Consider the following 25,746-nt stretch of genomic DNA (forward strand, 5'->3'; position numbering starts at 1 on the left):
GACCTCAAGATCAGGCCGCCGAGGGCAACCTCGGCGGCCTTTTCGTTGGCCGGATGCGCGATCAAGAAAAAGGGCCGCCGGGATCGCTCCCGACGGCCGTGATCGTTCGCCGCGCTTCGGCTCAGTAAGGCCGGCCGCTGACCGGACGCATCGAGGTGACGGCTTCGCCCAGGCCGTACTGGCGCAGATCGCTGACATCGCGGTCGAAGATCTGGCAACGGCCGCGGAAATCGCTGTCGCTGCAGATCTGCCAGGAGCCGCGGCCCTCGATGCGCAGGCTCATGGCCTTGTCATTGAACTGCCGGGGCAGGTTGGTGACCTCACGAGTCGCCTGGTAGGCCTGGCCGCTGAAGTCGGGCGCCGAATAGAGCATCAGGGTGCTGTTGTTGGCGCCGCCGCCCCACGGGGGCGGATTGGGACCGCCGCCGCCGTTCCAGCCGCACATAAGGCGGCCGTTGGCGTTGCCGATGTCGCTCCGGCAGTTGCGGAAGTTGAGGCTGCTGTAGTTCCAGCGACCGCGATCGTCACGGCAGGTGGCCGTCAGGGTGCTGCCGCTGACGCGCGCGTCACGGCAGCTCTGCTGGTAGCTGCCCGAGGGCAATTGGCCCCAGCCCCCGCCACCGCCGCCGCTCCACGAGCAAACCAGCCGTCCATTGTCAGCGCCGATGTCGCCGCGGCAGTCGCGATAGCGAAGGCTGCTGTAGTTCCAGCGGCCGCGCATATCCTCGCAGCTGGCGGTGAGGGTGTCGCCGTTGACGCGGATGTCGCGGCAGAACCGCTGGTAGCTGCCCGCAGGAGCCTGGTTCCATCCACCGCCCCATCTCTGGTCCTGCGGTTGCGCCTGCGCCGGCGCGCCGCACAGCACGACGAGCGCCGCAGCTGCGATCCATGACTTCATAAAAGGTCTCCCCAAGCTCTCAAGTTCGACCGCGAAAGAGGTTCTGCGACATTAGACACCACCATCAAGCGCCAGCATAGAATGCGTTGGCGCCGCCCTGGGTTCAGCTGGCTCGACCGACGGGCCGTCCCAGGAGCCAGGCCGAACGGCGTCCTGGTCGCCCTTCGCGGCCGGTTCTCTGGGAGTGTGCGCCGGGCGCCGAGATCGCCGGGATTTCGTGTGGAGGTGCGATGGAGGGGGGGCGGTCGGCCCACCCTTGTCGGGCGTTCGTGCCCTTTGAATCAAAGAGTTAGCAGCTGATTCCGGATTTGACGCACCCGTCAATTTCTTGAGTTGCGGGGCGAATAACCCAGGCGCACAGTCAAGTTTGTCCGAAAAGGACGTGTCGTGTGCGGGAGGGACGGAAACAGCATGCGCGTAACCTTTGGGAGTATGGCGGCGATCGCCTTGGCGGCCGTCGTGACTAGCGCCTGCAGCGGGCAGGGGAGCGGGCAGGCGGAAGCCTCGGCCGCACCGCAAGGCGAGCGGGTAACCGCGGTCGGGTGTCCGGTCGCCGGGCCGACGCCGGGATGCGTAACGATCAAGTCCGGCGGCAAATCCTATGACCTGGCCGCCGCCAATCCGGCGGTCGATCTGTCGAGGAAGGTGGGGATATCAGTGACCGGCCACGCCGCCGGCGAGGTCGGAGCGTGCGGCATCAAGCTGTCGGACGTCGAGGTCGAGTACCTCGGCCTGGAGTGCGCGGGTACGCCCGCTCCCTAGGCGGGCTTCGGCGCGCCGGGCTGGGGCTCGCCGGTCGCCGGATCGGTCAGGGTCTTGGTGTTGCGCGCCGAACCTTCCGAGCCGGCCGGTTCGGTCGCCGGCCGGGGCGGGCGGCCCGGCTTCATGTCTTCGTCGCGGTTTCGCGCCGCATCGCTGCGGTCCTGGCGCTTGGCTGTCATGGGAGCTCCTTTGTCCACGCGAGGAAACGCGAGGGCAGGGGGAGCGATCCCGCCCGGTCGCGGATTGACTGGTCAGGCCGCGCGCCGCCGATCGCTTGCCTCGCGTCGAAGAGGCTTGAAATGGGAACCGGTTTGCGTCATACGCCTCCGTCCTACCCGACATCGTTGGAGTTTGTCATTTTACACCGCCAGGGGCGGCACGAACGGTGCTCAGATCACGGTTCGCCAACCTAACGTCTGAACGGTTTGCGGTCAGACGAAAGCGGAGTAAGGGCAGGCTGCAGCGGTCAGGTCAGGCCGTGTAGGAGTGTAGCTCAGCTGGTAGAGCGTCGGTCTCCAAAACCGAAAGTCGTGGGTTCGAGTCCCTCCACTCCTGCCATTCACTATATGAGTATGCCGGGCGCGGACCGTCCGCCGCCCAACTGAAGAGAGTCATAAGTGGCCAGGAAACCGGGTTCGTCCCCGCAAGCGATGAAGAACCGCGCCAGCAAGACGGCTGCGGCGATCGCCCCTGCCTCGGCCCTGGCGCAGGACGCCCCGGCCAAGAAGAAGAAGACCAACCCGGCGCAATTCGCCCGCGAAGTTCGCGCCGAAGCCCGCAAGATCACCTGGACCACCCGCAAGGAGACCTGGATCACCTCGGTGATGGTCGGGATCATGGTGGTGCTGGCCTGTGCGTTCCTGGCGGTGGTCGACCTTGGACTGGGCGCGAGCATGAACCTCGTGCTCAAACTCGCGAACGGGGCTTGATGACAGATATGAACGCCGAAGCTCCCATCGCCCCGAACCCGCGCCACAAGTGGTACATCGTCCACGCCTACTCGAACTTCGAGAAGAAGGTGGCCGAGTCGATCCGCGAGCAGGCCAAGAGCCAGGGCCTTGAAGAAAACTTCTCCGACATCCTGGTTCCGACCGAGGACGTCGTCGAGATCCGCCGGGGCCGCAAGGTCAACGCCGAACGCAAGTTCTTCCCCGGCTACGTGCTGGTGAAGATGGAGCTGACGGACGAGGCCTACCACCTCATCAAGAACACCCCGAAGGTGACGGGCTTCCTCGGCTCGGGCTCCAAGCCCATGCCGGTCTCCGAGAAGGAAGTCGCCCGCATCATCGGCGCCATCGAAGAGGGCGTTGAGCGGCCGAAGCCGACCATCTCCTTCGAGATCGGCGAGCAGGTCCGCGTCACCGACGGCCCGTTTGCGAGCTTCAACGGCTCGGTCGAGCACGTCGACGAGGAGCGCGCCCGCCTGCGCGTCACCGTGTCGATCTTCGGTCGCGCCACGCCGGTCGAACTGGAATACGGTCAGGTCGAGAAGCTCGGCGGATAAGCGCCGTCCGATCCTGATCTTGAGAATTCGGGGCGGCGCTTGCGGGCGCCGCCCTTTTTCATTCCGTCGCGAGCGTTGCGGCGGGCGGCGGGGCCTGCTATGAGCGCGCCCTTCCGGTCGGCGACTCGTCGCCCGGTTTGCGCGGATGCGCGTCAAATCCGTGGGAGGGGAGGGCCACCTAACCCCGCACCACGGCTCAACCGACCGGTTTCCGGTCACGAGGAGAAACAATGGCCAAGAAGATTCTGGGCTATATCAAGCTGCAGGTGCCCGCGGGCTCCGCCACCCCGTCGCCGCCGATCGGCCCGGCGCTGGGTCAGCGCGGCGTCAACATCATGGGCTTCTGCAAGGAGTTCAACGCCCGCACCGAGAAGGAAGCCAAGGGTACGCCCCTGCCGACCGTGATCACGGTCTATCAGGACAAGTCCTTCACCTTCGTCACCAAGACCCCGCCGGCGACGCACTACATCAAGCAGGCCCTGGGCCTGAAGTCGGGTTCGAAGGCTCCGGGCCGTGAGAACGCCGGCAAGATCTCGCGCGCCCAGCTGCGTGAAATCGCCGAGAAGAAGATGAAGGACCTCAACGCGAACGACGTTGAAGCCGCCGCCAAGATCATCGAGGGCTCCGCGCGCTCGATGGGCCTCGAAATCGTGGAGGCCTAAGCACATGGCTAAGCAACCCAAGCGCATTCAGGCCTGGACCGGCGACCGTAACGCCACCCACGCCGTCGAAGCCGCCGTCGCCCTGGTCAAGGCCAACGCCAAGGCCAAGTTCGACGAGTCGATCGAAATCGCCGTCAACCTGGGCGTCGACCCGCGTCACGCCGACCAGCAGGTCCGCGGCGTGGTCTCGCTGCCGTCGGGCACCGGCCGCGACGTCCGCGTCGCCGTCATCGCCAAGGACGCCAAGGCCGCTGAAGCCACCGCCGCCGGGGCCGACATCGTCGGCGCCGAAGAGCTGGTGGAGCGCATCCAAGGCGGCTTCATGGACTTCGACCGCGTCATCGCGACGCCGGACATGATGGCCCTGGTCGGCCGTCTGGGTAAGGTGCTGGGCCCGCGCGGCCTGATGCCGAACCCGCGCGTCGGCACCGTGACCCCGAACGTCGGTCAAGCCGTGAAGGACGCCAAGGGCGGCGCCATCGAGTTCCGCACCGAGAAGACCGGCATCATCCACGCCGGCATCGGCAAGGCCTCGTTCTCGGAAGAAGCCCTGCTCATCAACGTCCGCGCTCTGGTGGACGCGCTGAACAAGGCCAAGCCGTCGGGCGCCAAGGGCACCTACATCAAGAAGATCAGCCTGTCGTCGACGATGGGGCCGGGCTTCAAGGTGGACACCGGTTCGGTCGGCGCCTAAGCGCCCGCCACATCGGCAGACTTCGAAGGGGAGCGGTCGCAAGGCCGCTCCCTTTTTCGTGGCCTGCTTCCGCTTGACCGGAGAGGCGTCCCTCGCCACTGACGAAGCATACGTTGCTCGAGGACACGCCCATGAAACGCGCCGCCATCGTCTCCCCCATCCGCACGCCGGTCGGCAAGTTCCTCGGCGGCCTGTCCAGCGTCACCGCCGGGGACCTCGGCGCGGTCGTTCTCAAGGCGCTGGTCGAGCGCAGCGGGGTCAATCCCGAGAAGATCGACGACGTGATCTTCGCCCAGGGCTACGCCAACGGCGAGGCGCCCTGCATCGCCCGCTGGTCGGCCCTGGCCGCGGGGCTGCCGATCACGGTGCCGGGCTATCAGCTCGACCGCCGTTGTGGCTCGGGCCTGCAGGCCGTGGTGGACGCCGCGATGATGGTCCAGACCGGGGCGGCCGACGTGGTCGTCGCGGGCGGCGTCGAGAGCATGAGCAATGTCGAGTATTACAGCACCGACATGCGCGGCGGGGCGCGGGCCGGCTCGGTGACCATGCACGACCGGCTGGCGCGTGGGCGGGTGATGAGCCAGCCGATCGAGCGGTTCGGCGTGATCAGCGGGATGATCGAGACCGCCGAGAACTTGGCGCGCGACTACCAGATCAGCCGCGAGGAGTGCGACGAGTACGCGGCCATGAGCCACCAGCGCGCCGCCGCGGCCTGGGCCGCCGGCAAGTTCGACGACGAACTGGCGCCGGTGCCGGTCAAGCAGAAAAAGGGCGATCCCGTCCTGTTCGCCAAGGACGAGGGCGTGCGCGGCGACGCGACGGCCGAGAGCCTAGCCGCCCTGAAGCCGCTCGAGAAGGGCGGGGTGGTCACCGCCGGCAACGCCAGCCAGCAGAACGACGCGGCCGCCGCCTGCCTGGTGGTGGCCGAGGACAAGCTGGCCGAACTGGGCCTGGAGCCGATGGGCTGGTTCGTCGGCTGGGCGGCGGCCGGCTGCGAGCCCTCGCGCATGGGCATCGGCCCGGTGCCGGCGGTCGAGCGATTGTTCGCCCGTACCGGCATGGGCTGGGACGACATCGACCTGGTCGAACTGAACGAGGCCTTCGCGCCGCAGGTGCTGGCCGTGCTGAAGGGCTGGGGCTGGGACGATCGCGACCGCCTGAACGTCAACGGCTCGGGCATCTCGCTGGGGCACCCGATCGGGGCCACCGGCGGGCGGATCCTGGCCAACCTGCTGCGCGAACTGAAGCGCCGCGGCGGCCGCTATGGGCTGGAGACCATGTGCATCGGCGGCGGCCAAGGGATCGCGGCGGTGTTCGAGGCGGCCTAGAGCGCGGCGAAGACCGCGGGCCGGAACGGGGTTTGGGAGGACCTCCATGGACCTGAAGACGACGCGGTACGAGATCGTCGAGGGCGGCGTCGCCGTCATCACGCTCAGCCGGCCCAAGCGGCGCAACGCCTGGACCGGGCGGATGCATACCGAGTACCGCTGGCTGCTGAGCGAGGCGGACGCCGACAAGGCGGTGCGGGTGGTCGTGGTGACCGGCGATCCGGAAGGCCGGGCGTTCTGCGCCGGGGCCGATCTTGGGGCGCTGGAAGGCCATTCGGAAAAGGGCCGCTACGACCCCGGCACCAGCGACGACATCGCCCGGCCGGGCTTCGGCGTCGATCCGAACTTCGATGCGGCGTTCGCCTACCACTTCGGGGTCGGCAAGCCGATCATCGCGGCGATCAACGGCGCGGCGGCGGGCGTCGGCCTGGTGCTAGCCGCCTTCGCCGATCTGCGGTTCGCCGTGAAGGGCGCCAAGTTCACCGCCGCGCACGGACGCTTCAACTTTCCGGCCGAGTTCGGCCTCTCCTGGGTGCTGCCGCGGATCGTCGGCCTGACCCATGCCAACGACATCCTGCTGTCGAGCCGGACGTTCACCTCCGACGAGGCGTCGGCCATGGGCTTCCTCAACCGGCTGACCGAGGCCGAGGTGCTGATGCCAGCTGTGTTCGACTATGCCCGCGCCATGGCGGCGAACGTGGCGCCCGGCTCGGCGCGCGAGACCAAGCGGCAGATCTACCGCGACCTGCACCGCGACGCCGCCGCGGCGGTGGGCGAGGCCGAGCGGCTGCTGGAGACGATGATCAAGGCTCCCGACTACAAGGAGGGCGTCAGGGCCTGGATGGAGAAGCGCCCGGCGCAGTGGACCGGCTGAAGCCTTCCCTTCGCCGACGGTAGGGCTAAGCTCCATCTAAGACAGAGAGGGGCACGGCTTTGCGTCATTGGATGGTCGGGCTGGCGGCGGCCTTTGCATTGGCCGCGCCGGCCGCACAGGCGGAAACCTTCGAGTTCGTGGCGCTCGGGGACACCGCCTACAATCCTAGCGTGGATTATCCGGTCTATGAGGCGCTGATCGGCCGCATCAACAAGGCCAAGCCGGCCTTCACCATCCATGTCGGCGACACCTGGGGCGCGCTGCCGTGCACCGAAGCGCAGCACCGCTCGATCCTGGACTGGTTCGCCAAGTACGATCATCCGGTGGTCTACACGCCTGGCGACAACGAATGGGCCGACTGTCGCAAGGCCGACGTGCTGGAGGCCTATTCCCGCTACGTTTCGGGCAAGGCGACGCCGGCCGACCTCGGGCTGCTGATGCCGCTGCGCGGCCTGGACGCCGGCATGAGCATGGCCGGCTTCGACGATCCGATCGGCAGCCTGGGCCTGATCCGCAAGGTGTTCTTCTCCAAGCCGCAGAGCGTCGGCGGCAGGACCATGCCGCTGGTGCGTCAGCCCGATGTCTCAACCTTCAAGGACACGCTGGAGAACACGCGCTGGGAGAAGGGCGGGGTGGTGTTTGCGACGATCAGCGTGCCGGGGTCGGGCAACGGCTTCATGATCCAGAGCGAGGCGAGGGCTGCTGAGGCCGTCGCCCGTAACCGCGCCAATGTGGAATGGCTCAAGGCGACCTTCGCCGAAGCCAAGGCCAGGGACGCCAAGGCCGTGGTCGTCGCGCTGCAGGCCTCGATGTTCACGGACGGTCATGGCGACGAGTTCTCAGGCAAGCAATTGCGGGGCGGGAACGAGGGCGCGTTCTATTTCGTGGCGCTGGCGATCCGCGACCTGTCCGAGCGGTTCGGAAAACCCGTTCTGGTCATCAACGGCGACTTCCACGACTTCATCGTCGACCGGCCGTTCATGGTCAGCCAAGGCGAGGTCAAGCCGCCGCGCTACGCCAACATCACCCGACTGCAGGTTCACGGCGCGCCGGAACTCAAGGCGGTGAAAGTCGGGGTGGACACGGACACCCCTTGGGTCTTCAGCTTCTCGCCGCTGTACAACTGACGGCGGCTGTTATGGACCGGGGCGAGTTGGCGGGACTGGCGACCGAAAACGTGGCGGAGGCCCAGAGCAAGGGCGCGTTGCACCTCTACGCCTGGTTCGCGGCCCGCGGGACGTTCGTCTGGGCGGTGTCGACGCTGGTGCTTCGCCTCTTGCCCAGCGAATGGGTTGATCGCCCGGCGTGGACGCTGCTGATCACCGGGCTGATCTCCGGGTCGGGGTTGGTGGTCGCCACCCTGATGTTCCTGCGCAAGATCGAACAGCGCCATCGCTTGGCGGCCCTGGTTTCGTTCGTGGCGCCGCAGATGGTGTTGGATGCGGGAGTGACGGTGTTCTTCACCCGGGTTCTGCCGAACTTCCCACCCGATCACGCGTCGCTGTTCGGGGCTTTCGTGCTCTGGGCCTATGCCGTGATGCTGACCACCGCAGTGATCGCCACGCGGCCAAGGCCCAGCTGAGGCAGGCGCCGACAGAGCGGCGTTTCTGTCGACGGAATTTGCCTATTCGATCGACAACGTGTAAGAGCCGCGCCTTCAAGAGTTTCGTCGTCTCGCAAGGGGCGGCGGGGACGGAAGGGTTCGCCCCTTCCATCCTGTCCAAGAACTGTGGGGAACCGGGGGCCGCCCGGGTCCGTGACGAGAGGAAGAGCCCTTCCTCGAGCACAGGGAGACGGGAAGATGAGGTTTCGTCGGCCATCGGCATCGATGGGCGCGTGACCTGCGACTTCTCCGGAAAAGGACAGGCCTAAACGATCCGCGCGCGGGTTCGCCTTCGCATGGGTCGTCTGCTGCGATCGTCGGAATCGTCCGGCGATCTATCTGAGTATGGAGACCGCAATGGACCGCGCTCAAAAGCAGGAGTCGATCGAGACGCTTAAGGGCGTCTTCGCCGACGCCGGCGCCGTGGTCGTGACCCACAACCTGGGTCTGACCGTTGCGGAAATGACTGATCTTCGCCTCCGCCTCCGCAAGGAAGGCGCGGCGCTGAAGGTGGTGAAGAACACCCTGGCTCAAAAGGCCCTGGACGGCTCGATCGGTGAAGCGGGCGACGCCCTGTTCACCGGCCCGGTCGCCATCGCCTATGCGTCGGACCCCGTCACCGCCGCCAAGATCACCAGCGAATTCGCCAAGGGGAACGACAAGTTCGCCATCGTCGGCGGGTTCATGGGGACCGAGGTCCTGGACCAAAAGGCTGTCGCCGCCCTGGCGACCCTGCCTTCGCTGGACCAGCTCCGCGGCAAGATCATCGGCCTTCTGCAAGCCCCGGCCACCAAGGTCGCCGGCGTCCTGCAGGCTCCGGCCGGTCAGCTGGCTCGCGTCATGGGCGCTTATGCCGCCAAAGACGCCGCCTGATCGTCATTCCCGAACACAACCTCTATTTCCGTAAGGACCTAAACTATGTCGAAGCTTGAAAAGATCGTCGAAGAACTGTCGGCCCTGACCGTTCTGGAAGCCGCTGAACTCTCGAAGCTGCTGGAAGACAAGTGGGGCGTCTCGGCCGCCGCTCCGGTCGCCGTCGCCGCCGTTGGCGGCGCCGCCGCTCCGGCCGAAGCTGCTGAAGAGCAAACCGAGTTCACCGTTGTTCTGACCGCCGGTGGCGACAAGAAGATCAACGTGATCAAGGAAGTCCGCGGCGTCCGTCCGGACCTCGGCCTGAAGGAAGCCAAGGACCTGGTCGAAGGCGCTCCGCAGAACGTCGTCGAGAACGTCTCGAAGCAAGTCGCTGAAGAGATCAAGAAGAAGCTCGAAGAAGCCGGCGCCACCGTCCAAGTTAAGTAACTGGAGCGCGACAGCCGGAAGTGGATACCGGTTCCGGCGATCGTCGCGCGCTTGTTTCTTGACGCCTTTCTCACGAGAAAGGCGGTGCGCAGCTTCTGCGTCTTTCGAACGGCCCCGGAGAGCGATCTCCGGGGCCGTTTTCTATTTGCGGCCCGAGAGCGCGTGTTACGGTCAAGCTGTGGGAGAGCTCGATCCATTTGCACGCGGCTTGGCCGTCGGCGCGCTGGCGATCCTGACGGCGGCGGTCTGGCGCGGGAGCGCGCCGCGTTCCGCCAGATGGACGACCTTGGCCTTCGCCGTCAGCCTCACGGCTTGGCTGATCACCGAATCCCCAGGCCTGTGGGACGGCTTCGGCCGGAGCTATGCGCTGCTGGCGCCGGCTTATCCGGTGGCGGGCCTATTCTGGCTGTTCGTCGTCGCGGTCTTTGAGGACCGCACGCTTCATCCAATGCATCTGGCGCCTGCGGTGCTCATGGGCGTGTCCGGGGCGATCATGGGCCCTGGCCCGGCGCCGCTCGACCCTCTGTGGATCGCGCGGAACGTGGCAGGCGGCCTGCTTTGCCTCCATGCCGGCGTGATCATCGCCAAGGGGCGGCGCGGCGACCTTCTGGAGACGCGCCGCAGTTTGCGCGGGCCGTTGCTCGGGCTCACGGCGCTGTTCGGTGTCATTCAGACCTTGAACGCCTTCGCCCTGCGGGCCGACCCCGACGGTCCCTGGTTGAGCCTGACCGTGGGAGAGCCCTATGGCGGGGCGATCCTGGCGGCGATCATCCTGACCATCGCGGGGCTGTTCGTCCGGGCGGGCTCTGGGCTGTTCGATCCTGCGCGTGCGGCCGCGGGTGGCGACGGGCGGATGGAGACGGCCGACCGTCTGTTGCTCGAAAAGATCGAGACGCTGATGGCGAGCGGGATGTGGCGGCGCGAAGGGCTGACCATCGGGCGCCTGTCGGCGGAGGTCGGGGAGGGCGAACATCGGGTGCGCCGCCTGATCAACCAGCGACTGGGCTATCGGAACTTCGCCGAGTTCCTCAATGCGCACCGCATCGAAGCGGCGAAGCGGCGGCTCGCCGATCCGGCCGAGGCCCGGACGAACGTCTCGGCGATCGCCTTCGACCTGGGCTACGGCTCGCTCGGTCCGTTCAACCGGGCCTTCAAGGCGGCCACCGGCAGCACCCCGACGCGCTGGCGCGGCGAGCGCCTGCAGCGGTTGCTGAATTCCGCCGAAGCTGACTGACCGCGAATTCGGCGCGCATTTTTCGGGATCGGCGAGACGTCCATGTCCGCTCCAGCGCCTCCTTGAGCCAAGCAACAAGCAAGGAGGCGCCAGTGCTTTTGGAAGGGGTTCAACATCTGTGGCTGCAGAACGTCCTGGTGGACCTGCGGCGTTACGCAGTCTTCGCGATCGGTGTCTGGCTGGTTCTCTGGGTGCTGCTTCGGCCTGCGCTGGGCGACCGAAAGATCCGCCCCGAAACGCCGCCGGCCCGGCAACTGCTGGCGGAGTTCGGGTTCTCCGTCCGCTCCATCGCGCTCTTTTCGACCGTGGGCGTCGGCATGACCCTGCTCGACAGGGCGGGGTTCTATCCGCTGGCTTCGGTCGGGGCGTCGTGGGGCGCTGTCTGGTTCGCGTTCAGCCTGGTTCTGATGATCGTCGGACAGGACGCCTATGTCTATTGGACCCACCGGGCGATGCATCAGGTCCGGGCGATCCGCGGCGCGCATGTGCGCCATCACAAGAGCCAGAACCCCTCGCCGTTCACGGCCTACAGTTTCGACCTCGGTGAGGCAGCGCTGATGGTCGGGTTCGTGGCGCTCTGGCCGCTGATCGTTCCGACGCCCTGGGGAGTCATCCCGCTGTTCCTGGCCCACCAGATCTTCCGCAACACCCTACTGCACTGCGGCTACGAGTTCATGCCGGCGCGATCGGACGGCCGGCCGCTGTTCGACTGGTTCACCACCACGGTGCATCACGATCTGCACCATGGTCAGGCGCGGTGGAACTATGCCCCTTGGTTCACATGGTGGGATCGTTGGCTGGGCACGGAGCATCCAGACTATCACGCACAGTTCGCGGTGGTCGCCTGGCGGCTGCCGACGGCCGCCGCCTAATGCAGCTTGCAGACGTCCTGGGCGATGCGGAATTCGGCTGGGCGGATCAGTTCTCGGTGCGCGACCGTGATGGTGTGGAGCACCCCGTCCAGTCGGTGGCTCCAGAAGTCGAGAAACCGGTGCAGGTTCGGGAACTGCGGATAGAGGTCGTATTCCTGCCAGAGGTAGGTCTGAAGCAGGGCGGGGTGGTCCGGCATCCGGTAGAGGATCTCGGCCGTGGTCAGACCGTACCCGGCGAGTTGACGTTGAAAGTCGGCGCTTACGGCCATGGAACGCCCTCCTTGCAATCTGAAAACGCGCGACGTCGCGACAGGCTGCCGTCAAGCTTCCGGTCCGTTTGGCTAATGAGTAATAAATTCAGCGGGTTGGCAGCAAATCGGGGCGACTGCTGCCATCGCGATCAAGGTTGTTCGCCGGCCCAGGCCTCAATGACGCCGGCCAATCGCCGAGTGTCAGCGTAGGGGCGGTCGTCGCCTGGGCTCTCGACGAGGCGACTGCGCACGTGAAGGGGGCAAGGAGCTTCAACGCATCATCCTCCGTCGCCGACGTGCCGTCGCTGCACCCTGCGGAGGATCGACAACCGGCCACCAGCAATTTCTGTGGATCGGCGGGGATTGGGGAACCTGCCGATCGGCTCATCGGTTGACGTGAGGCAGCTAACGAGAGATCCAAGGATGTCCCCGGGACACGCCCGGGTCAGACCAAGATGGAGCGGCGTGGAGTCGATTGCCCACGCCGTTCCATTTTCATGTGGAAAGGGGGTTCCCTTCGCCGCATAAAACGCCTATCTGGCTCTCTTCGCGAAATTTCGGATTCGTCGCTCAGGCGACTTTTCAAGCGCGCACGCTCCGAGGCATGGCCCGCCGCCCTCCGGCCATGCGAGGGAGCGCCCCTGGCGAAACAGGGGCTTCCAGCGTCCGGCGCCCGCAAGGGCGTTCGAGGGTGGACGCAGGACAACACGACCTGGCGCACGGAAACCGTTCCGGGCGTCGCTCAAGGGAACAAAATGGCGCAATCCTTCACTGGAAAGAAGCGGATCCGTAAGTCTTTCGGCCGCATCCCCGAAGCCGTGCAAATGCCGAACCTGATCGAGGTTCAGCGCTCCTCCTACGAACAGTTCCTGCAGCGCGAAGTGCGCCCGGCCGACCGCCGCGACGAGGGCGTCGAGGCGGTGTTCAAGTCGGTGTTCCCGATCAAGGACTTCAACGAGCGCGCCGTGCTCGAATACGTGTCCTACGAGTTCGAAGAGCCGAAGTACGACGTCGAGGAATGCGTCCAGCGCGACATGACCTTCGCCGCGCCGCTGAAGGTCAAGCTGCGCCTGATCGTGTTCGAGACCGACGAAGAGACCGGCGCCCGCTCCGTGAAGGACATCAAGGAGCAGGACGTCTACATGGGCGACATCCCGCTCATGACCGAGAAGGGCACCTTCATCGTCAACGGCACGCAGCGGGTCATCGTCTCGCAGATGCACCGTTCGCCGGGCGTGTTCTTCGACCACGACAAGGGCAAGACCCACGCGTCGGGCAAGCTGCTGTTCGCCGCCCGCGTGATCCCGTACCGCGGCTCGTGGCTCGACTTCGAGTTCGACGCCAAGGACATCGTCTACGTCCGCATCGACCGCCGCCGTAAGCTGCCGGCCACGACCTTCCTGATGGGCCTGGGGATGGACGGCGAGGAAATCCTCTCGACGTTCTACGACACCGTCACCTACGAGAAGCGCGGAACCGGCTGGGCCGCTCCGTACAAGGCCGAGCGTTGGCGCGGCGCCAAGCCGGACTACCCCCTGATCGACGCCGACACCGGCGAAGAAGTGGCGCCGGCCGGCCAGAAGATCTCGGCCCGCAACGCCAAGAAGTTCGCCGACGGCGGTCTGAAGACCCTGCTGCTGGCCCCTGAGGCGCTCTATGGGCGCTACCTGGCCGGCGATCTGGTCAACTTCGAGACCGGCGAAATCTACGCCGAGGCCGGCGACGAGCTGGACGCGGCGCTGCTGACCGCGCTCGAGGAGCAGGGCTTCGACAAGCTCGACATCCTCGACGTCGACGAAGCCACGGTCGGCGCCTACATCCGCAACACCCTGCGCGTGGACAAGAACAACAGCCGCGAAGACGCGCTGTTCGACATCTACCGCGTGATGCGTCCGGGCGAGCCGCCGACGGTCGAAGCGGCCGAAGCCATGTTCAAGTCGCTGTTCTTCGACTCTGAGCGCTACGACCTTTCCTCGGTCGGCCGCGTGAAGATGAACATGCGCCTGGAGCTCGACTGCCCGGATGACGTGCGCATCCTGCGCAAGGAAGACGTGCTGGCCGTGCTGCAGACCCTGGTCGGCCTGCGCGACGGCAAGGGCGAAATCGACGACATCGACAACCTGGGCAACCGCCGGGTGCGTTCGGTCGGCGAACTGCTGGAGAACCAGTATCGCGTCGGCCTGCTGCGCATGGAGCGGGCGATCAAGGAGCGCATGTCGAGCGTCGATATCGACACCGTCATGCCGCACGACCTGATCAATGCGAAGCCGGCGGCCGCCGCCGTCCGCGAGTTCTTCGGGTCCTCGCAGCTCTCGCAGTTCATGGACCAGACCAACCCGCTGTCGGAAATCACCCACAAGCGTCGTCTCTCGGCGCTTGGCCCGGGTGGTCTAACCCGCGAGCGCGCCGGCTTCGAAGTCCGCGACGTGCACCCGACCCACTACGGCCGGATCTGCCCGATCGAGACGCCGGAAGGTCCGAACATCGGCCTGATCAACTCGCTGGCCACCCACGCGGTGGTCAACAAGTATGGCTTCATCGAGAGCCCGTACCGGCGGATCAAGGACGGCAAGACGACCGAAGAGGTCGTTTACATGTCGGCGATGGAAGAGGCCAAGCACGTCATCGCTCAGGCCAACATCAAGCTGGACGGCGGCGAGATCGTCGAGGACCTGGTCCCCGGCCGGATCAACGGCGAACCTTCGCTGCTGCCCAAGGACACTGTCGACCTGATGGACGTCTCGCCCAAGCAGGTCGTCTCGGTCGCCGCCTCGCTGATCCCGTTCCTTGAGAACGACGACGCCAACCGCGCCCTCATGGGCTCGAACATGCAGAAGCAGGCCGTGCCGCTCATCCAATCGGATGCGCCGCTGGTCGGCACCGGCATGGAAGCGGTCGTGGCCGTCGACTCCGGCGCCGTCGTGGTCGCCCGCCGCGCCGGCGTGGTCGAGCAGATCGACGGCACCCGGATCGTCATCCGCGCCACGGAAGAGACCGACCCGACCAAGGCCGGCGTCGACATCTACCGCCTGCAGAAGTTCCAGCGTTCCAACACCTCGACCTGCATCAACCAGCGTCCGCTGGTGCGGGTGGGCGACAAGGTGGCCAGCGGCGATGTCATCGCCGACGGCCCGTCGACCGAGCTGGGCGAACTGGCGCTGGGCCGCAACACCCTCGTCGCGTTCATGCCGTGGAACGGCTACAACTTCGAGGACTCGATCCTGATCTCCGAGCGCATCGTGCGTGACGACATCTTCACCTCGATCCACCTCGAGGAGTTCGAGGTGATGGCCCGCGACACCAAGCTGGGTCCGGAAGAAATCACCCGCGACATCCCGAACGTCGGCGAGGAAGCCCTGCGCAACCTCGACGAAGCGGGCATCGTGGCGATCGGCGCCGAAGTCCAGCCGGGCGACATCCTGGTCGGCAAGGTCACGCCGAAGGGCGAAAGCCCGATGACGCCGGAAGAAAAGCTGCTGCGCGCCATCTTCGGTGAAAAGGCCTCCGACGTGCGCGACACGTCGCTGCGCCTGCCGCCGGGCGTGGCCGGCACGATCGTCGAAGTCCGCGTCTTCAACCGTCACGGTGTGGACAAGGACGAGCGCGCGATGGCCATCGAGCGCGCCGAGATCGACCGCCTGGGCAAGGACCGCGACGACGAGTTCGCGATCCTGAACCGCAACATGACCATCCGTCTGCGCGAACTGCTGATCGGCAAGACCGCCGTTTCGGGTCCGAAGGGCCTGGGCCGCGGCGAGATCACCGCCGACAAGCTGGAAGAGATCGCGCCGGGCCTGTGGTGGCAGATCGCCATGGACGACGAGAAGGCGATGGGCGAGCTGGAGGCCATGCGCCGCCAGTTCGATGAGGCCCGCAAGCGCCTGGACCGTCGCTTCGAGGACAAGGTCGACAAGCTGCAGCGCGGCGATGAACTGCCCCCGGGCGTCATGAAGATGGTCAAGGTCTTCGTGGCCGTGAAGCGCAAGCTTCAGCCGGGCGACAAGATGGCCGGCCGTCACGGCAACAAGGGGGTCATTTCCAAGATCCTGCCGATCGAGGACATGCCCTACCTGGAAAGCGGCCAGCACGTGGACATCGTGCTGAACCCGCTGGGCGTGCCGTCGCGGATGAACGTCGGCCAGATCTTCGAAACCCACCTGGGATGGGCGGCTGCGGGCCTCGGCAAGCAGATCGCCGATCTGCTGGAAGCCTGGCAGAACGGCGGCCAGAAGCAGGCGCTGATCGATCACCTGCGCCAGATCTACGGTCCGGACCAGGAGCTTCCTGAGACGACGGAAGAGCTGATCGAACTGGCGAAGAACCTGTCGAAGGGCGTGCCCTATGCGACGCCGGTCTTCGACGGCGCGCACATCGACGACATCGAGAACCTGCTCGAGTCGGCGGGCCTGGCGCGTTCGGGGCAGTCGATCCTGTACGACGGCCAGACCGGCGAGCAGTTCAAGCGTCCGGTCACGGTCGGCTACATCTACATGCTGAAGCTGCACCACCTGGTCGACGACAAGATCCACGCCCGTTCGATCGGCCCGTACTCGCTCGTCACCCAGCAGCCGCTGGGCGGTAAGGCGCAGTTCGGCGGTCAGCGCTTCGGGGAAATGGAAGTGTGGGCTCTGGAAGCCTACGGCGCGGCCTACACCCTGCAGGAAATGCTGACGGTGAAGTCCGACGACGTGGCCGGCCGGACCAAGGTCTACGAGTCCATCGTCCGCGGCGACGACACCTTCGAAGCCGGCATCCCCGAGAGCTTCAACGTGCTCGTGAAGGAAATGCGCTCGCTGGGTCTGAATGTGGAGCTGGAGAACGGCTAGGGCCGGACTTCGACTTCGCCGCTTGTGCGAGGGGAGGGGCCGTCAGCTTCTCCCCATCGCCTCTGGAAATACTGACGAACTGGAAAATCGATGAACCAGGAAGTCCTGAATATCTTCAACCCGGTCCAGGCCGCTCCGACCTTCGACCGCATCCGTATCGCCCTGGCCTCGCCGGAAAAGATCCGCTCGTGGTCATTCGGCGAGATCAAGAAGCCCGAGACCATCAACTACCGGACCTTCAAGCCGGAACGCGATGGCCTGTTCTGCGCCCGTATCTTTGGCCCGACCAAGGACTACGAATGCCTGTGCGGCAAGTACAAGCGCATGAAGTACAAGGGCATTATCTGTGAAAAGTGCGGCGTCGAGGTCACCCTCGCACGCGTCCGCCGCGAGCGGATGGGCCACATCGAGCTGGCCTCGCCCGTCGCCCACATCTGGTTCCTGAAGTCGCTGCCGAGCCGCATCTCGATGATGCTGGACATGGCGCTGAAGGACATCGAGCGGGTCCTCTACTTCGAATACTACATCGTCACCGAGCCGGGCCTGACGCCTCTGAAGCAGCACCAGCTGCTGTCGGAAGACGACTACATGCGCGCCCAGGATGAGTACGGCGACGACAGCTTCACAGCCGAGATCGGCGCCGAGGCGGTCCAGGGCCTGCTGCGGGCCATCGACCTGCCGAAGGAAGCCGACCGCCTGCGTGAGGAACTCCTCACCATCACCTCGGAAATGAAGCTCAAGAAGACGTCCAAGCGTCTGAAGCTCATCGAGAGCTTCATCGAGAGCGGCAACAAGGCCGAGTGGATGATCCTGTCGGTCGTGCCGGTGATTCCGCCGGAACTGCGCCCGCTGGTGCCGCTGGACGGCGGCCGCTTTGCGACCTCCGATCTGAACGACCTCTATCGCCGGGTCATCAACCGGAACAACCGCCTGAAGCGCCTCATCGAGCTGCGCGCCCCGGACATCATCATCCGCAACGAAAAGCGGATGCTGCAGGAAGCCGTGGACGCCCTGTTCGACAACGGCCGTCGCGGCCGCGTGATCACGGGCGCCAACAAGCGTCCGCTGAAGTCGCTGGCCGACATGCTGAAGGGCAAGCAAGGCCGCTTCCGCCAGAACCTGCTCGGCAAGCGCGTCGACTATTCGGGCCGTTCGGTCATCGTCGTCGGTCCGGAGCTGAAGCTGCACGAGTGCGGCCTGCCGAAGAAGATGGCGCTCGAGCTGTTCAAGCCGTTCATCTATGCGCGGCTGGACGCCAAGGGCCTGTCGGGCACCGTCAAGCAGTCCAAGCGCATGGTCGAGCGCGAGCAGCCGGCGGTCTGGGACATCCTGGACGAGGTGATCCGCGAGCACCCGGTTCTGTTGAACCGCGCGCCGACGCTTCACCGTCTGGGCATCCAGGCGTTCGAGCCCAAGCTGATCGAGGGCAAGGCCATCCAGCTTCACCCGCTGGTCTGCGCTGCGTTCAACGCCGACTTCGACGGCGACCAGATGGCCGTGCACGTCCCGCTGAGCCTCGAGGCCCAGCTGGAAGCGCGCGTCCTGATGATGTCGACCAACAACATCCTGTCGCCCGCCAACGGCCGCCCGATCATCGTGCCGTCGCAGGATATCGTTCTGGGCCTCTACTACCTGTCGCTGGCCAAGGATAACGAGCCGGGCGAGGGCAAGCTGTTCGCCGATCTGGGCGAGATCGACGCGGCGCTCGACGCCAAGGTCGTGACGCTGCACACCAAGATCAAAGCCCGTCACTCGGAAATGAATGCCGAGGGCGTGCTGGTCCGCAAGGTGATCGACACCACGCCGGGCCGGATGAAGATCTCGGCGCTGTTCCCGCACCATCCGGCCGTCGGCCATCGTCTTCTTGAGAAGAACCTGACCAAGAAGGAAATCGGCAACCTGATCGACACCGTCTACCGCCACTGCGGTCAGAAGGCGACGGTCATCTTCGCCGACCAGATCATGGCGCTGGGCTTCAAGGAAGCGGCCAAGGCCGGCATCTCCTTCGGCAAGGATGACATCATCATCCCCGAACGGAAGAAGCCGATCGTCGAGCAAACCCGTAAGCTGGTCGAAGAGTACGAACAGCAGTACGCCGACGGCCTGATCACCAAGGGCGAAAAGTACAACAAGGTCGTCGACGCGTGGGCCAAGGCCACCGACCGCGTCGCCGACGAAATGATGTTGGAAATCTCGACCGCCGAGAAGGACGAGAACGGCCGCGAAAAGGAGATCAACTCGATCTTCATGATGGCCAACTCCGGCGCCCGCGGTTCGCAGGCCCAGATGAAGCAGCTCGGCGGGATGCGCGGCCTGATGGCCAAGCCGTCCGGCGAGATCATCGAGACGCCGATCATCTCGAACTTCAAGGAAGGCCTGTCCGTCCAGGAGTACTTCAACTCCACCCACGGCGCCCGTAAGGGTCTGGCCGACACCGCGCTGAAGACCGCCAACTCGGGCTATCTGACGCGTCGTCTGGTCGACGTGGCGCAGGACTGCATCATCAACGAGGAAGACTGCGGCACGACCCGGGGCATCACCCTGCGCGCCGTCGTCGAGGGCGGCGACGTCCTGGTTTCGCTGGGCACCCGCATCCTGGGCCGCTTCGCGGCCGAGGACGTCAAGGACCCGGGTACCGGCGAAGTGATCGTGCCGGCCGACAGCTATTTCGACGAGAACATGTGCGAGGTCGTCGAGGCGGCCGGCGTCCAGTCGATCAAGGTGCGCTCGGTCCTGACCTGCGAAGCCAAGGTCGGCGTCTGCGGCGCCTGCTACGGCCGCGACCTGGCCCGCGGGACCCCGGTCAACATCGGTGAAGCGGTCGGCGTCATCGCCGCCCAGTCCATCGGCGAGCCGGGCACCCAGCTGACCATGCGGACCTTCCACATCGGCGGCACGGCCCAGGTGGCCGAGCAGTCGTTCTTCGAAACCGGCAACGAAGGTGTGGCGCGGATCGTCGGCGGCATGACCGTCCAGGCTCCGGACGGCGACTTCGTGGTTCTGAGCCGCAACCTGCAGATCATCGTCCAGGTCGATGGCAAGGACCGCGAGTCCTACAAGCCGCCGTACGGCACGCGCCTGAAGGTCAAGGACGGCGACAAGGTCAAGCGCGGCCAGCGCCTGGCCGAATGGGACCCCTACTCGAACCCGATCATCTCGGAAGTGGGCGGTCGCGTCCGCTTCGAGGACCTGGTCGAGAACGTCTCGGTCCGCGAAGAAGCCGACGAAGCCACCGGCATCTCGAACCGCGTGGTCATCGACTGGCGCGCCTCGACCAAGGGCGGCGACCTGCGTCCGGCCATGGCCGTGCTCGACGCCGACGGTTCCTATAAGCGCATCTCCAACGGCGGCGAGGCTCGTTACCTTCTGCCCGTCGGCGCCATCCTCTCGGTTGGCGACGGCGACGAGATCAAGCCGGGTGAAGTCCTGGCCCGCGTCTCGACGGAAAGCGCCAAGACCCGCGACATCACCGGTGGTCTGCCGCGCGTCGCCGAGCTCTTCGAAGCCCGCCGTCCGAAGGACTGCGCGGTCATCGCCGAGATGGACGGCCGCGTCGAATTCGGTCGGGACTACAAGAACAAGCGCCGGATCAAGATCACCCCCGAGGATGGTGGCGAACCGGTCGAGTTCCTGATCCCGAAGGGCAAGCACATCGCGGTCCATGATGGCGACATCATCCGCAAGGGCGAGTACCTGATCGACGGCAACCCGGATCCGCACGACATCCTGCGCATCCTGGGCATCGAGGCCCTGGCCGAGTTCCTCGTGGACGAAATCCAGGACGTCTATCGACTGCAGGGCGTGCCGATCAACGACAAGCACATCGAGACGATCGTTCGGCAGATGCTGCAGAAGGCGGAGATCCTCGAGCCCGGCGACACCGGGCTGCTGAAGGGCGACCACCTCGATCTCACCGAGATCAACGAGGAGAACGCCAAGGCCGAAGCCCGCGGCGGTCGTCCGGCGCTCACCCAGCCGGTCCTGCTCGGCATCACCAAGGCGTCGCTGCAGACCCGCAGCTTCATCTCGGCGGCGTCGTTCCAGGAAACCACCCGCGTCCTCACCGAGGCGTCCGTCCAGGGCAAGAGCGACACCCTGGAAGGCCTGAAGGAGAACGTGATCGTGGGCCGCCTGATCCCGGCCGGCACCGGTTCGTACCTGCGCAACCTGCAGCGCATCGCCACCAAGCGCGATGAGGCGCTGGCCGCCAGCCGCGAAGAGGCGATGGAGCCGCTGCCGGAGGTCATCGCCGTCGATGCGGAGGCCGAGAAGGTCGAGAACTAAGGCGGCTCTTTCAGTCTGTGAGCCGTAGAGAACGGCCCGGGAGCGATCCCGGGCCGTTTTTCGTGGCCGGACCGTCGCGGTTGAGGTCGTGGCTACCTAAGTATGGCCGTCAAGGAGGACCTCAATGCCGCTTTTGCTCTGCCCCAACTGCAACGTCTCGATGCAGAACGTCGCCCGGTCGGGCGTCGAACTCGACATGTGCCCAAGCTGCCGAGGGGTCTGGCTGGACCGGGGAGAGCTGGAGAAGATCCTCGGCGCCGGCCGCGAGACCCAGCAGGGCGAGGTCCAGGCCCGCGAGCGGTTCGATCGGGAACTGGACAGCTTCCACCGCGATCCTGACGCGTGGAAGCGCAGCCATCCGTACGACAGCGACCGCAAGCGCTATCGCTACGATGAAGACGACTACTACCGGCACAAGAAGAAAAAGAAGGGCTTCGACATCTTCGATATCTTCGACTGACCGGCTAGCGGCGGGGCGTCCAGACCTCAGGGAAGGGGTTCGGCGCCTCGGACGGCCGCGGTTCGTGGCTGAGGCCGGGAGGCACGTTACCGCGCTTGTAGCGCTGGTAGGCCTCCTTCTTGGCCGCCGCCTCGTCGAAAGCCTGGCGCTTGCGCGGGTCCATCGGCGGCTGGAAGAACGGCGCGTCCTTGGCTCCGGCTCCGAGACGCTCCTCGCACGCCTCGCGTTCCTCGCGGCTTAGCAGCGCCAGATTGGCGCAGCCGGCCGGGCCCCGGCGCAGCGCCTGGCGCAGGTCGGCGGGCGGGGCAGGGAGCCCCGGCGCCGCAGGCTCCAACGTCCAGGGCACGCGCGCGGCCGGCGGCGCGCGGGGCGTCACCAGCGGCGCGACGGGGGAGGTCTCGTCCGGTCGCAGCGTTCGGCGTGGCCGGATCGGGCGATCGACCAGCGGCGGGAGCCGCTCAGCCTCGGGCGCTCGGGGGGCGGGCAGAACGTAGTAAGGAACGACTTGCACCTCCATCACGGGCGGCGCAGGTCCGAGGTTCAACCTGGGCTCGCGCAGACCGAGCACGGCCAGGACGCCGGCGTGCACAAGCAGCGAGACGCCGAGCAACGCGTACAGCCTGGATCGGCGCGCGGCGGCCATCGGCCCTCCTCGGTTGCAAACGCCACCATTCGGGCCGCCCGCCGCGGCGAATTCGTGACGCAACGCCTGTGGAAGAGCGCGAAAAGCCCTTTCGTTCACAAGCGTTGACGACTGCGGGCATCGCGAGTATGAACCGCGCTCCTTTCGAGGCCGGGGATTCCCTCAGCCCCGATGAACGGCTGGCCGGAAACGGTCGGCTAGGCCCGCCGGAACGCAGGAGATCGCGCGCCGGCGAGTTTTTGCGTTCAGCGGGCGGTTTCGAAACCAGAAACGACTAGAACCCCTATCGAGGCGCTACGGCCAAACGGCACACGCCTCCAGAGCAGAGATTAGATGCCTACAGTCAACCAGCTCATCCGCAAGCCTCGGCAGGACAAGCCGTCGCGTAACAAGGTGCCGGCCCTGAAGGGCTGCCCGCAGCGCCGCGGCGTTTGCACCCGCGTCTATACGACGACCCCGAAGAAGCCGAACTCCGCGCTTCGTAAGGTCGCCAAGGTGCGTCTGACCACCGGCATCGAAGCGGTGTGCTACATCCCCGGCGAAGGCCATAACCTGCAGGAGCACTCCGTGGTGCTCATCCGCGGCGGCCGGGTGAAGGACCTTCCGGGTGTCCGCTACCACATCCTGCGCGGCGTGCTCGACACCCAAGGGGTCAAGGACCGCAAGCAGCGTCGTTCGCTCTACGGCGCCAAGCGTCCGAAGTAAGGAATAAGAAGAATGTCCCGTCGTCGTCGCGCCGATAAACGTGAAGTCCTGCCGGATCCCAAGTTCGGAGACCTCACTGTCACGAAGTTCATGAACTACGTGATGTACGAAGGCAAAAAAGCCGTCGCTGAGAACATCCTCTACGGCGCTTTTGATATCCTGGAAGCCAAGCGCAAAGACCAGACCCCGCTGGAAACGTTCCACGCGGCCCTGGAAAACGTCGCTCCCGGCATCGAGGTCCGTTCGCGCCGCGTCGGCGGCGCCACCTATCAGGTGCCGGTCGAGGTCCGTCCGGACCGCCGCAAGGCGCTGGCCATCCGTTGGCTGGTCACGGCCGCCCGCAAGCGCGGCGAGAACACCATGACCGAAAAGCTGGCCGGCGAGCTGCTGGACGCTTCTTCGAACCGTGGCACGGCCGTCAAGAAGCGTGAAGACACGCACAAGATGGCCGAGGCGAACCGCGCCTTCTCGCACTACCGCTGGTAAGACCCGGCATCCATCGCTTTCCGGGGGGGGGGGGGTTTTTTTAAAACCCCCCCCCCCGCCGTTCGTTCAGCTACTCCAGAACGCCCATCTCCAGCAGAGCTTCCGCTATGCCCCGCACGCACAAAATCGAAGACTACCGCAACTTCGGCATCATGGCGCACATCGACGCCGGTAAGACGACGACGACCGAGCGGATTCTGTTCTACACCGGCAAGAACCACAAAGTGGGTGAGACGCACGATGGCGCCTCGACCATGGACTGGATGGACCAGGAGCAGGAACGCGGCATCACGATCACGTCCGCCGCGACGACGGCCTTCTGGAAGGGCAAGCGCCTCAACATCATCGACACCCCCGGCCACGTCGACTTCACGATCGAAGTCGAGCGTTCGCTGCGCGTGCTCGACGGCGCGGTGACGGTGCTGGACGGGAACGCCGGCGTCGAGCCGCAGACCGAAACCGTCTGGCGTCAGGCCGACAAGTACAACGTCCCGCGGATCGTGTTCGTCAACAAGATGGACAAGATCGGCGCCGACTTCGAGAAGTCCGTCGAGTCCATCCGTGACCGCCTGGGCGCGAAGGCCGTTCCGATCCAACTGCCGATCGGCTCGGAATCGAACCTGAAGGGTGTGATCGACCTGGTCACCATGAAGGCCCTGGTCTGGGAGACCGACACGGTCGGCGCCGCCGCCGACGAGCGTGAAATTCCGGCTGACCTGGCCGAAGCCGCTGCGGCCGCCCGCCAGTACCTGATTGAAAACGCCGTCGAACTCGATGACGACGCGATGGAAGCCTATCTGGGCGGCGAAGAGCCGTCGGAAGAAACCATCAAGAAGTGCCTCCGCAAGGCCGTGCTGACTGGCGCGTTCTACCCGATCCTCTGCGGTTCGGCGTTCAAGAACAAGGGCGTGCAGCCGCTGCTCGACGCCGTCGTCGACTACCTGCCGTCGCCGCTGGACATCCCGCCGACCCCGGGCATCGACTTCCGCACGGAAGAGCCGGTCGTCCGCAAGGCCTCGGATGACGAGCCGCTGTCGATCCTGGCGTTCAAGATCATGGACGACCCCTTCGTCGGCTCGCTGACCTTCTGCCGTATCTATTCGGGCAAGCTCGAGACCGGCATGAGCCTGATGAACTCGACGCGTGACAAGAAAGAGCGCGTCGGCCGCATGCTGCAGATGCACTCGAACAACCGCGAGGACATCAAGGAAGCCTTCGCCGGCGACATCGTCGCCCTGGCTGGCCTGAAGGAAACCCGCACGGGGGACACCCTCTGCGATCCGACCAAGTCGCCGGTGATCCTGGAGCGGATGGAGTTCCCGGCCCCGGTTATCGAGATCGCCGTCGAGCCGAAGTCGAAGGCCGACCAGGAAAAGCTGGGCGTCGCCCTGGCCAAGCTGGCCGCCGAAGATCCGTCCTTCACCGTTTCGACCGACTTCGAGTCCGGCCAGACGATCCTGAAGGGCATGGGTGAACTGCACCTGGACATCAAGATCGACATCCTGAAGCGCACCTACAAGGTCGAGGCCAACATCGGCGCGCCGCAGGTGGCCTATCGCGAAAGCCTGGGTAAGAAGGCCGAGATCGACTACACCCACAAGAAGCAGACCGGTGGTACGGGCCAGTTCGCCCGCGTCATGATCACCTTCGAGCCGGGCGAGCCGGGTTCGGGCTTCGTGTTCGAAAGCGCGATCGTCGGCGGCGCGGTGCCGAAGGAATACATTCCCGGCGTCGAGAAGGGCCTGGAATCGGTCAAGGACAACGGCCTGCTGGCCGGCTTCCCGCTGATCGACTTCAAGGCGACCCTGACCGACGGCAAGTACCACGACGTCGACTCCAGCGTGCTGGCCTTCGAAATCGCCGCCCGCGCGGCGTTCAAGGAACTGCGCGAAAAGGGCGCTCCCAAGCTGCTCGAACCGATCATGGCCGTCGAGGTCGTGACCCCGGAAGAGTACCTGGGTTCGGTCATCGGCGACCTGAACGGCCGCCGCGGCATGATCCAGGGCCAGGACACTCGCGGCAACGCGATCGTCGTGAACGCGTTCGTCCCGCTGGCGAACATGTTCGGCTACGTGAACACCCTCCGGGGCATGTCGCAGGGCCGCGCCCAGTTCACCATGCAGTACGACCACTACGACCCGGTGCCGCAACACGTCGCCGACGAAGTGATCAAGAAGTACGCGTAACGTTCTTCCTCGGAAGAACGTTCGAAGAAGAGTTTGGACGATCTCCTCGGAGGTCGTCCGGGCCCCCAACCCTAGTTTAGAGGACAAGCCCAAACAGGGCTGGAGCTTGAAATGGCTAAAGAAAAGTTCGAACGCACTAAGCCGCACTGCAACATCGGCACGATTGGTCACGTTG

24 protein-coding genes and 1 tRNA gene are annotated in these 25,746 nt (G+C 65.7%); 21 read left to right on the forward strand and 4 right to left on the reverse strand.

Annotation, left to right across the window (positions count from 1 at the left end):
• Positions 1-121: 121 nt before the first annotated feature.
• On the reverse strand, positions 122-898 hold the full coding sequence (locus tag OUA97_RS20435) for a CVNH domain-containing protein (RefSeq protein ID WP_267233876.1): 777 nt from the start codon (positions 896-898) through the stop codon (positions 122-124).
• Between the two features lie 411 nt (positions 899-1,309).
• On the opposite strand from OUA97_RS20435, the gene OUA97_RS20440 reads away from it, so the two are divergent.
• Positions 1,310-1,660, forward strand: a complete 351-nt coding sequence (locus OUA97_RS20440; protein WP_267233877.1) for a hypothetical protein — start codon at positions 1,310-1,312, stop codon at positions 1,658-1,660.
• On the opposite strand, the gene OUA97_RS20445 is transcribed toward OUA97_RS20440, so the two are convergent.
• A complete protein-coding gene (locus OUA97_RS20445; protein WP_267233878.1) occupies positions 1,657-1,839 on the reverse strand; it encodes a hypothetical protein in 183 nt (60 codons plus the stop codon). The two genes, OUA97_RS20440 and OUA97_RS20445, sit on opposite strands and share 4 nt — an antisense overlap.
• 303 nt (positions 1,840-2,142) lie before the next feature.
• Between OUA97_RS20445 and OUA97_RS20450 the strand changes: the two genes are divergently transcribed.
• From OUA97_RS20450 to OUA97_RS20510, 13 genes are all read left to right on the forward strand, one after another.
• Positions 2,143-2,218, forward strand: a tRNA-Trp gene (locus OUA97_RS20450).
• Positions 2,219-2,277: 59 nt separating this feature from the next.
• Complete coding sequence (gene secE / locus OUA97_RS20455; protein ID WP_267233879.1) at positions 2,278-2,589, forward strand: preprotein translocase subunit SecE; 312 nt, start codon at positions 2,278-2,280, stop codon at positions 2,587-2,589.
• An 8-nt stretch (positions 2,590-2,597) separates the two neighbouring features.
• Entirely contained in the window at positions 2,598-3,164 is a 567-nt protein-coding gene (gene nusG / locus OUA97_RS20460) for a transcription termination/antitermination protein NusG (RefSeq protein ID WP_183777124.1), read from the forward strand.
• A gap of 230 nt (positions 3,165-3,394) precedes the next feature.
• Positions 3,395-3,826: a 50S ribosomal protein L11 gene (gene rplK / locus OUA97_RS20465; protein WP_267233880.1), complete on the forward strand. Its 432-nt coding sequence runs from the start codon at positions 3,395-3,397 to the stop codon at positions 3,824-3,826.
• 4 nt (positions 3,827-3,830) lie between these two features.
• Positions 3,831-4,520 carry a 50S ribosomal protein L1 gene (gene rplA / locus OUA97_RS20470; protein ID WP_267233881.1) on the forward strand — a complete coding sequence of 230 codons (690 nt, stop codon included), beginning with the start codon at positions 3,831-3,833 and terminating at the stop codon, positions 4,518-4,520.
• Between the two features lie 131 nt (positions 4,521-4,651).
• Positions 4,652-5,848 (forward strand): acetyl-CoA C-acetyltransferase, encoded by a 1,197-nt coding sequence (locus OUA97_RS20475; protein WP_267233882.1) that lies wholly within the window; start codon positions 4,652-4,654, stop codon positions 5,846-5,848.
• A 46-nt stretch (positions 5,849-5,894) separates the two neighbouring features.
• On the forward strand, positions 5,895-6,722 hold the full coding sequence (locus OUA97_RS20480) for an enoyl-CoA hydratase-related protein (protein ID WP_267233883.1): 828 nt from the start codon (positions 5,895-5,897) through the stop codon (positions 6,720-6,722).
• Positions 6,723-6,781: 59 nt separating this feature from the next.
• Complete coding sequence (locus tag OUA97_RS20485; protein ID WP_267233884.1) at positions 6,782-7,849, forward strand: hypothetical protein; 1,068 nt, start codon at positions 6,782-6,784, stop codon at positions 7,847-7,849.
• Between the two features lie 11 nt (positions 7,850-7,860).
• Positions 7,861-8,304, forward strand: coding sequence for a DUF5367 family protein (locus OUA97_RS20490; protein WP_267233885.1), 444 nt, complete (start codon positions 7,861-7,863; stop codon positions 8,302-8,304).
• Positions 8,305-8,682: 378 nt separating this feature from the next.
• Entirely contained in the window at positions 8,683-9,198 is a 516-nt protein-coding gene (gene rplJ, locus OUA97_RS20495; RefSeq protein WP_267233886.1) for a 50S ribosomal protein L10, read from the forward strand.
• 45 nt (positions 9,199-9,243) lie between these two features.
• Positions 9,244-9,624 (forward strand): 50S ribosomal protein L7/L12, encoded by a 381-nt coding sequence (rplL, locus tag OUA97_RS20500; protein ID WP_267233887.1) that lies wholly within the window; start codon positions 9,244-9,246, stop codon positions 9,622-9,624.
• A gap of 286 nt (positions 9,625-9,910) precedes the next feature.
• The gene (locus tag OUA97_RS20505; RefSeq protein ID WP_267233888.1) at positions 9,911-10,858 is read left to right on the forward strand and encodes a helix-turn-helix domain-containing protein; all 948 of its coding nucleotides are present in this window, start codon (positions 9,911-9,913) and stop codon (positions 10,856-10,858) included.
• 92 nt (positions 10,859-10,950) lie between these two features.
• Positions 10,951-11,730 (forward strand): sterol desaturase family protein, encoded by a 780-nt coding sequence (locus tag OUA97_RS20510; RefSeq protein ID WP_267233889.1) that lies wholly within the window; start codon positions 10,951-10,953, stop codon positions 11,728-11,730.
• Here the strand turns inward: OUA97_RS20510 and OUA97_RS20515 are convergent.
• Positions 11,727-11,999, reverse strand: coding sequence for an usg protein (locus OUA97_RS20515; protein WP_267233890.1), 273 nt, complete (start codon positions 11,997-11,999; stop codon positions 11,727-11,729). The two genes, OUA97_RS20510 and OUA97_RS20515, sit on opposite strands and share 4 nt — an antisense overlap.
• Positions 12,000-12,736: 737 nt before the next feature.
• Between OUA97_RS20515 and rpoB the strand changes: the two genes are divergently transcribed.
• The 3 genes from rpoB (at position 12,737) to OUA97_RS20530 (ending at position 21,551) form a co-directional block, all read left to right on the forward strand.
• Positions 12,737-16,807, forward strand: coding sequence for a DNA-directed RNA polymerase subunit beta (gene rpoB / locus OUA97_RS20520; RefSeq protein ID WP_267233891.1), 4,071 nt, complete (start codon positions 12,737-12,739; stop codon positions 16,805-16,807).
• 90 nt (positions 16,808-16,897) lie between these two features.
• Positions 16,898-21,091 (forward strand): DNA-directed RNA polymerase subunit beta', encoded by a 4,194-nt coding sequence (gene rpoC / locus OUA97_RS20525; RefSeq protein WP_267233892.1) that lies wholly within the window; start codon positions 16,898-16,900, stop codon positions 21,089-21,091.
• 124 nt (positions 21,092-21,215) lie between these two features.
• Positions 21,216-21,551: a zf-TFIIB domain-containing protein gene (locus OUA97_RS20530; RefSeq protein ID WP_267233893.1), complete on the forward strand. Its 336-nt coding sequence runs from the start codon at positions 21,216-21,218 to the stop codon at positions 21,549-21,551.
• Between the two features lie 4 nt (positions 21,552-21,555).
• On the opposite strand, the gene OUA97_RS20535 is transcribed toward OUA97_RS20530, so the two are convergent.
• The gene (locus OUA97_RS20535) at positions 21,556-22,161 is read right to left on the reverse strand and encodes a hypothetical protein (RefSeq protein WP_267233894.1); all 606 of its coding nucleotides are present in this window, start codon (positions 22,159-22,161) and stop codon (positions 21,556-21,558) included.
• Between the two features lie 366 nt (positions 22,162-22,527).
• Between OUA97_RS20535 and rpsL the strand changes: the two genes are divergently transcribed.
• From rpsL to OUA97_RS20555, 4 genes are all read left to right on the forward strand, one after another.
• Positions 22,528-22,899, forward strand: a complete 372-nt coding sequence (rpsL, locus tag OUA97_RS20540; RefSeq protein WP_056018026.1) for a 30S ribosomal protein S12 — start codon at positions 22,528-22,530, stop codon at positions 22,897-22,899.
• Positions 22,900-22,911: 12 nt separating this feature from the next.
• Positions 22,912-23,385, forward strand: a complete 474-nt coding sequence (rpsG, locus tag OUA97_RS20545) for a 30S ribosomal protein S7 (RefSeq protein WP_056018024.1) — start codon at positions 22,912-22,914, stop codon at positions 23,383-23,385.
• A 107-nt stretch (positions 23,386-23,492) separates the two neighbouring features.
• Positions 23,493-25,571 carry an elongation factor G gene (gene fusA / locus OUA97_RS20550; protein WP_267233895.1) on the forward strand — a complete coding sequence of 693 codons (2,079 nt, stop codon included), beginning with the start codon at positions 23,493-23,495 and terminating at the stop codon, positions 25,569-25,571.
• Between the two features lie 111 nt (positions 25,572-25,682).
• The coding region (locus OUA97_RS20555; protein WP_267233838.1) for a hypothetical protein at positions 25,683-25,746 on the forward strand (64 nt) is incomplete at its 3' end.

The organism is Phenylobacterium sp. 58.2.17, from assembly GCF_026411515.1.
GTDB lineage: Bacteria > Pseudomonadota > Alphaproteobacteria > Caulobacterales > Caulobacteraceae > Phenylobacterium.

Coding starts and splice junctions, on each gene's coding strand:
- OUA97_RS20445 (WP_267233878.1), bottom strand. CDS start 1,839: ATGACAGCCAAGCGCCAGGACCGCAGCGATGCGGCGCGAAACCGCGAC.
- OUA97_RS20480 (WP_267233883.1), top strand. CDS start 5,895: ATGGACCTGAAGACGACGCGGTACGAGATCGTCGAGGGCGGCGTCGCC.
- nusG (WP_183777124.1), top strand. CDS start 2,598: ATGAACGCCGAAGCTCCCATCGCCCCGAACCCGCGCCACAAGTGGTAC.
- rplK (WP_267233880.1), top strand. CDS start 3,395: ATGGCCAAGAAGATTCTGGGCTATATCAAGCTGCAGGTGCCCGCGGGC.
- OUA97_RS20440 (WP_267233877.1), top strand. CDS start 1,310: ATGCGCGTAACCTTTGGGAGTATGGCGGCGATCGCCTTGGCGGCCGTC.
- OUA97_RS20435 (WP_267233876.1), bottom strand. CDS start 898: ATGAAGTCATGGATCGCAGCTGCGGCGCTCGTCGTGCTGTGCGGCGCG.
- rpoB (WP_267233891.1), top strand. CDS start 12,737: ATGGCGCAATCCTTCACTGGAAAGAAGCGGATCCGTAAGTCTTTCGGC.
- rpsL (WP_056018026.1), top strand. CDS start 22,528: ATGCCTACAGTCAACCAGCTCATCCGCAAGCCTCGGCAGGACAAGCCG.
- rplA (WP_267233881.1), top strand. CDS start 3,831: ATGGCTAAGCAACCCAAGCGCATTCAGGCCTGGACCGGCGACCGTAAC.
- fusA (WP_267233895.1), top strand. CDS start 23,493: ATGCCCCGCACGCACAAAATCGAAGACTACCGCAACTTCGGCATCATG.
- OUA97_RS20475 (WP_267233882.1), top strand. CDS start 4,652: ATGAAACGCGCCGCCATCGTCTCCCCCATCCGCACGCCGGTCGGCAAG.
- OUA97_RS20515 (WP_267233890.1), bottom strand. CDS start 11,999: ATGGCCGTAAGCGCCGACTTTCAACGTCAACTCGCCGGGTACGGTCTG.
- rpoC (WP_267233892.1), top strand. CDS start 16,898: ATGAACCAGGAAGTCCTGAATATCTTCAACCCGGTCCAGGCCGCTCCG.
- rplJ (WP_267233886.1), top strand. CDS start 8,683: ATGGACCGCGCTCAAAAGCAGGAGTCGATCGAGACGCTTAAGGGCGTC.
- OUA97_RS20490 (WP_267233885.1), top strand. CDS start 7,861: ATGGACCGGGGCGAGTTGGCGGGACTGGCGACCGAAAACGTGGCGGAG.
- rpsG (WP_056018024.1), top strand. CDS start 22,912: ATGTCCCGTCGTCGTCGCGCCGATAAACGTGAAGTCCTGCCGGATCCC.
- OUA97_RS20530 (WP_267233893.1), top strand. CDS start 21,216: ATGCCGCTTTTGCTCTGCCCCAACTGCAACGTCTCGATGCAGAACGTC.
- rplL (WP_267233887.1), top strand. CDS start 9,244: ATGTCGAAGCTTGAAAAGATCGTCGAAGAACTGTCGGCCCTGACCGTT.